The sequence below is a fragment of the Novosphingobium sp. genome, from assembly GCF_027486195.1.
Taxonomy (GTDB): domain Bacteria; phylum Pseudomonadota; class Alphaproteobacteria; order Sphingomonadales; family Sphingomonadaceae; genus Novosphingobium.
The window spans coordinates 1-6,003 of the sequence record NZ_JAIXPP010000085.1 but is presented as its reverse complement, the minus strand read 5'-3'; the positions used below and the strand labels follow the sequence as shown (position 1 = coordinate 6,003).

The 6,003-nt window shown below is 63.5% G+C and carries 7 protein-coding genes; 2 read left to right on the top strand and 5 right to left on the bottom strand.

The annotated features are described in order from the left end of the window. From Q0071_RS15400 to Q0071_RS15380, 5 genes are all read right to left on the bottom strand, one after another. Window positions 1-839 (bottom strand): acyl-CoA dehydrogenase family protein (locus Q0071_RS15400; protein WP_298171368.1); only part of this gene is annotated, 839 nt, incomplete at its 3' end. Continuing rightward, window positions 836-1,711, bottom strand: a complete 876-nt coding sequence (locus Q0071_RS15395; protein WP_298171366.1) for a CoA ester lyase — start codon at window positions 1,709-1,711, stop codon at window positions 836-838. The genes Q0071_RS15400 and Q0071_RS15395, both read right to left, overlap by 4 nt. Beyond that, window positions 1,708-2,160, bottom strand: coding sequence for a MaoC family dehydratase (locus Q0071_RS15390; protein ID WP_298171363.1), 453 nt, complete (start codon window positions 2,158-2,160; stop codon window positions 1,708-1,710). The genes Q0071_RS15395 and Q0071_RS15390 overlap by 4 nt, the downstream gene beginning before the upstream one ends. Window positions 2,161-2,174: 14 nt before the next feature. Beyond that, window positions 2,175-3,374 carry an acetyl-CoA acetyltransferase gene (locus Q0071_RS15385; protein WP_298171360.1) on the bottom strand — a complete coding sequence of 400 codons (1,200 nt, stop codon included), beginning with the start codon at window positions 3,372-3,374 and terminating at the stop codon, window positions 2,175-2,177. Further along, entirely contained in the window at window positions 3,374-4,816 is a 1,443-nt protein-coding gene (locus Q0071_RS15380) for an OB-fold domain-containing protein (protein ID WP_298171357.1), read from the bottom strand. Before Q0071_RS15380 ends, Q0071_RS15385 begins: the two co-directional genes overlap by 1 nt. A 157-nt stretch (window positions 4,817-4,973) precedes the next feature. Here Q0071_RS15380 and Q0071_RS15375 point away from each other — a divergent pair, with 157 nt between their 5' ends. Further along, a complete protein-coding gene (locus Q0071_RS15375) occupies window positions 4,974-5,096 on the top strand; it encodes a hypothetical protein (RefSeq protein WP_298171354.1) in 123 nt (40 codons plus the stop codon). A gap of 47 nt (window positions 5,097-5,143) precedes the next feature. Next, window positions 5,144-6,003: acyl-CoA dehydrogenase family protein (locus Q0071_RS15370; RefSeq protein ID WP_298171351.1), on the top strand; the 860-nt coding region annotated here is incomplete at its 3' end.

Sequence of the window (6,003 nt, the reverse complement as noted above, 5' to 3'; positions counted from 1 at the left end):
TCGAATACCACGCGTTCCTTCGCGTAGTTCACGCCCCGCCGCAGCGCATCGCGCCCGATGCCGATGGCCTCGGCGCCGATGAGGATGCGTTCGGGATTGAGGCTGTGGAGGATGTAGCCAAAGCCCTTCCCTTCCTCGCCGATGCGGTCCTCGTCAGGAATGAACAGCCCGTCGATGAAGATCGCATTCGAATCCACCGCCTTGCGGCCCATCTTGTTGATCAGTCGCACATCAATCTTGGACCGGTCGAGATCAGTGTAGAAGATCGTGATGCCATCAGTCGGCCGGGCGCAGTCCTCGAACTTGGTCGTCCGAGTCAGAAGCATGATCTTGTTCGCGACTTGGGCGGTCGAGGTCCAGACCTTCTGGCCGTGGACCACATAACCCCCCGGCACTTTCTCGGCGAACGTCTTGATCCGCGTGGTGTTGAGCCCAGCGTCGGGCTCGGTAAAGCCGAAGCAGCACTGGTCCTCGCCAGAAACGAGCCGCGGGACCCAGCGCGCCTTCTGCTCAAGCGTGCCCTCCACCACGATGGGGTGCGGGCCGAACAGGTTGATGTGAATGGTCGAAGCCGCCGCGAACCCGCCGCCGCAGGCCGCAACCTCGCTCATCATTGTCATCGCCTCGGTCACACCGAGGCCGGAACCTCCGAATTGCTCAGGCATGGTAATGCCGAGCCAACCGCCATCGGCCATGGCGCGGTGGAATTCGCGGGGGAACTCGCCATCGTCATCGCGAGCTAACCAGTAGTCATCGCCGAACGGCGCACAAGCGGCGCGGACGCCTTCGCGAATAGCCTGAAGGTCTTCCTCGGTGGGAAGAGGGCGGACTTGGGTCATGCGGTTTCTCCGACGGCGGCCAGCGTCTTCAGCGCGGCCTTGAGGTGGGGGATATCGAACATCTTGCCGTCGATCCCGAGCGTACCGGCATCGGGATTGGCGGCGAAAGCGTCAACAATCCGGTGGGCATGCGCGACCTCCTCGTCCGAGGGGGTGAAGCAGCGGTTGATCGTGGCGACCTGATCGGGATGGATCGCGATCCGGCCAAGAAACCCGTCGCGACGGGCCCGGCGGCAATCGACCTCAAGCCCCGCCCCGTCGCGGAAATCAGCATAAAGCGTATCGACCGGCACCACCCCGGCTGAAGCCGAGGCAAAAAGGCATAACGAGCGCGCGAAGCGATAGGGCTCGGTCCACTGCCCATCCGGTTCCTTGTTGTCCGTCGCACCAATGGCGGCCGCAAGGTCTTCCGCGCCCCAGGTCAGACCGATCAGGCGCGGATGCGGCGGGGTATAACTGCCGAGCGCAAACATCGCCTGCGGGGTTTCGGTGGAAACGACCATAATCTTCACGCTGCCCGGCGCCATGCCGGCGGCAGCTTCCATCGGATCGATCATCCCGGCAATCGTGGCAACGTCCTGCGCGCCGTTGGCCTTGGGGACGAGAATGCCCGCGAGGCCCGGCCGCACCACAGCCGCTAAATCATCAGCGGTCAGGCCGGTATCCAGCGGATTGACCCGCACGAACAAACTGGCCTTGACCGCATCCGCCTCGCCAAGCCAGCCCGTCACCATGGCGCGTGCGGCCTCCTTCATCGAGGGGGCGACAGCATCCTCCAGATCGAGGATGAGCACATCCGCGCCGGCAGAGCGGCCCTTGGCGAACTTGCGCTCGCTGTCTCCTGGTACAAACAAAAGCGAGCGCAGCCTCATGCCGGCTTCTTCATCATCAGCGCGTTGCGCACGGTGCGGCACACCACTTCATTGCACTGGTTAAGCCCGATGTGCTCGAAGGTGACGATGCCCTGCGTGGGCCGCGATTTGCTCTCCCTAAGCTCCAGCACCTTCGTTTCAGCGCGAAGCGTATCGCCCGAGAAGACAGGCTTTGGGAAGGTCGTATCGGTCATCCCGAGATTGCCTACGGTGGTGCCCATCGTGGTGTCCTGCACGCTGAGCCCGATGACCAGTCCCAGCGTGAAGATCGAGTTCATCAGCGGCTGGCCAAACTCGGTGCCTTCGCAATAGGCGTGATCGATATGGATCTGCGCAGGATTGTAGGTGAGCGAGGAGAACAGGCTGTTCTCGTAGTCCAGCACGGTCTTGCGCACTTCGTGGCGAAACACCTGCCCCACCTTGAATTCATCAAACCACAGGCCTGCCATTGTCCCAATCCCTCTCAGTTCAGCCGGCCGAGGATCGCGACAGCGGCAACGCTGTTGAACGGCGATCCGCCAAGGTTGTGCGTCAGCCCGAAATCGACCTTGCTCCGCTGGCGATCGCCCGCCCGGCCTTGCAGCTGGGTATAGACCTCGTAGGCCATGCGCAGACCCGAAGCGCCGACCGGATGGCCGAAGCACTTCAGCCCGCCATCAAGCTGGCATGGGATCGCCCCGCCCGCATCATAGCGTCCGTCGAGAATGTCGACCGGCGCACGTCCTTCTTCCGAAAGACCCAGGTCCTCCATGATCACCAACTCGGTGATCGAGAAGCAGTCATGGACCTCGGTCATGTCGAGTTCGGCACGTGGATCGCGGATGCCGGCTTCTGCATAGGCGCGTGCGGCGGCGGCGCGGGTGTTGGGCACCGAAGCGCCGTCCCACGCGCCGAACTGCATTTCCCAGCCATTGCTCGCCGAAAGCTGGATTGCCTTGATCGTGACCGGATCGGCCTTGCCCAGCGCACGGGCAATTTCTGGCGTGGTGACAATGGCCGCCGCCGCACCGTCCGAAACACCGCAGCAGTCGAACAGGCCAAGCGGATCGGCGATCAGCGGGGCATTGAGGATCTTATCCATATCGACCGCGCCGCGCAGATGCGCCTTGGGTGAGAGCGCGCCGTTCTGGTGGCTCTTCCAGGAGACATGCGCCATCGCGCGCTTGAGGTCCCCTGCCGGAATCCCGTGGCGGGCGGCATAAGCACCCGCAAGCTGCGCAAATGTGCCCGGCGCTGAACCATACGGCATCCACAGATCGTTCTGCATGCCCTTGGTGCGCAGCGGGAGCCCACCGTAGCCGGTGTCCTTGAGCTTCTCGACGCCGATGGCAAGCGCGACGTCCACCGCACCAGAGGCGACTGCATAAGCGGCACCGCGCAGGGCCTCAGTGCCGGTGGCGCACATGTTTTCGACGCGGGTGACCGGCACCTTGTCGAGCCGAAGCGCATGAGCGGCCGGCAGCGCGCTGTTGCCGACGTTGATATCATCGAGCGCATTGCCGACCCAGGCCGCTTCGATGCGGGCGCGCTCGATTCCAGCATCTGCGAGCGCTTCGAGAAACGCCTCAACCATCAACCCGTCCGCACCCACATCCCAGCGCTCGCCGAACCGCGTGCAGCCCATGCCGATGATGGCCACCTTGTCGCGTATTCCCGTGGCCATCAGGCGTCTCCCAGCACGGGCCGCATCAGCGGCGCCGCCTTCCAGAAGTAGGTGCGAAAGCCGAGACGGCGGTTCTGGGACTTGATCCGGAGCCGCATCCGCACGCGGTCACCGACGCGAAAGCCTTCGGCGGGGCGATTGACCATTTCCATCAGGACGCGGGCGCCGTTTTCAAATTGTACGAGGCCGAAGTCGAAAGGCGGATCTGGGCTGAAGTTGAGCCGGTCGGCTGTGATCGAAACGATCGTCGCTTCAAGATCGGCCAGCCGCTCATCCTCCATCTTTTCGACCTCAGACAGCGCCGGATTGGCCGGGAAGGCGCTCTTGGGAAACTGCACATTGCCAGTGCTGTCGCGTCCGCCAACGAAACCGATCATATCGCGCCCCACCCGTTCGAGAACAGTCGCCTGCGCCTTCTGCTCGAATTCGGCGCGCATGCCCCAGTCGAGCTCGAGCGAGCCTGTCAGGCTAAGGAAGCGCGAGTAGCTCACGAGGACCTGCCCTTCCTTGAGCGCCGCCGCCATCGCGCTGGCCCCCGGAACCGGGCCAGTCACTTCGAACACCATGGCATCGGCGCCGCTGCCGAAGCCGACGAGGAGCACAAAGTCGCCAACTTCTGCCGTGTCGAGCGCGAGACCGAGCCCATAGATGGCATGGGCCGTGCCCAGATCGCCGACTATATCGGAAACCGCTTCACAATGATTGGGGGCCTTGCAGCCCAGAGCCTTGGCCGCCGCACGCCAGCAGCCACCAACCGGTTCATGCACGGCGGCATGGGCAAGTTGCCCCGGCGCAATGCCGGCGGCTAAACACGCTGTGCGCACCACCGGCATTATCACTTCGGCCACCGCCACATCGCGCACGAAGCGCTCTTCGTAGGTGTAGGTAAACGGATGATCGCGCGACGCGTAGCGGTCGACCAGATCGTGCGAGAAGCTGGCATGGCCCGCGAGCCTCGCGGGCGCATCAGGCCCGGTTCGCACAGCCGCCGCGCCGTCTCCGAAGGCGAGTTGCGCCGCACTGCCCGGTTGGGTGGGCCGCTTCTCTCCGGCCGTCACGATCTCGTCTCGCCCGCCCAACAGGGCATCAAGCATTGCCGAGGTGGCTGCGCGCCGCGAATTTGCGGCATCGCTGGTGCGCACCGTGCGCGGCATGGCTAGTGCATCGAGCGCCATCCCGCTTTGCGCGCGATCGGTGAAATAGGCTGAAGTCGAAGCGAACCGGAGCGCGTCCGGCGCGCTTTCCGGGCATAGCAGGCGGGCCGCTTCCACTGCCATGGTCAGCGCATCCTCATCCCAATCGGCAACGGCGCGCGTACCCGTTCGCGGCATTGGTAGGCCGGACCAGGCCAGTTCGCGGGCCGCCGCCTTCCGGTCTAGCCGAAGCAGCGGGACATAGCCGCCGAGCGCGGCAATACCGAATGATTGCGTTAGCCCTGACACCCGCTTCTCCTCGATCCGATACCCTGCCTTATCGCTCCAAAGTGGCGGCTTTGCTCCACTCGCGCTTGACAGGCTCAAATACAGTAGTAAACAGCTTCACATTGTCTGGCAAGAGCAATTGGCCTTGAGGTCAGGCTGGCGAGACAAGGAGGGGACGATGACCTTTTTCACCGACGACACGCAAGTTGGCCAGTCCGCAGCAGTCGCCGCAGGTCATCACTTCGCCGGACCCACTCCTGCCGCCGACCGCCAGCTCCCGCGAATGAAGGCTGCCCAATGATTGAACGTTCGATATTCCAGCCCGAGCACGAAATGTGGCGCCAGACAGTGCGCCACTTCGTCGAGAAGGAAATCGTCCCCTTCCACGATCAGTGGGAGAAAAACGGGATTGTACCGCGTGAGTTGTGGCTCAAGGCGGGCGAGGCCGGCATGCTTTGCTGCACCGTGCCCGAGGAATACGGCGGCCTCGGGCTCGACTATCTGTTCGACGTGGTGGTTTTTGAAGAGCTTTGGCGCGTCGGTGCCAGCGGCCCTGGGTTCCTAATCCACACTGATTTGGTCGCGACCTATATCCTTACCTTCGGCAGCGACGAGCAGAAACGCCACTGGCTGCCGAAAATGGTGCGCGGCGAGGCGATCGGCTCGCTCGGCATGACCGAGCCGCACGCTGGCAGCGACCTCAAGGCGATCCGCACCAAGGCGGAGCGCAATGGCAACCACTTCGTCATCAATGGGCAGAAGGTGTTCATTTCGAATGGCCAGATGTGCGACGTGCTGGTGCTTGCCACCAAGACCGATACCGCGGCCGGCGCCAAAGGCGTGACGCTGTTCCTCGTTGACGCCTCGCTGCCCGGCTTCAATCGGGGCAAGAATCTCGACAAACTGGGGATGAAGGCGCAGGACACGTCCGAGCTGTTCTTCGACAACCTGCGCGTTGATGCAGATGCGATGCTGGGCGAGGAAGGCAAAGGCTTCTCACTGATGATGACCAAGCTGGCGCAGGAGCGGCTGGCGCAGGCGATCCGCTCGGCCACCGTGGTCGAGACGGTGATTGACTACACGGTCGAATACACCAGCGAGCGCCGGGCCTTCGACCAGACCATCGCGGACTTCCAGAACACCCAGTTCGTGCTCGCCGACTTGAAGGCCCGTAGCGTGATGGCACGCGTGTTTACCGACAAGTGCAT

Bases quoted from the DNA above. Each gene is read 5' to 3' on its own strand.
- Q0071_RS15395 (WP_298171366.1), bottom strand. From the start codon at position 1,711: ATGAGGCTGCGCTCGCTTTTGTTTGTACCAGGAGACAGCGAGCGCAAG.
- Q0071_RS15390 (WP_298171363.1), bottom strand. From the start codon at position 2,160: ATGGCAGGCCTGTGGTTTGATGAATTCAAGGTGGGGCAGGTGTTTCGC.
- Q0071_RS15385 (WP_298171360.1), bottom strand. From the start codon at position 3,374: ATGGCCACGGGAATACGCGACAAGGTGGCCATCATCGGCATGGGCTGC.
- Q0071_RS15375 (WP_298171354.1), top strand. From the start codon at position 4,974: ATGACCTTTTTCACCGACGACACGCAAGTTGGCCAGTCCGCAGCAGTC.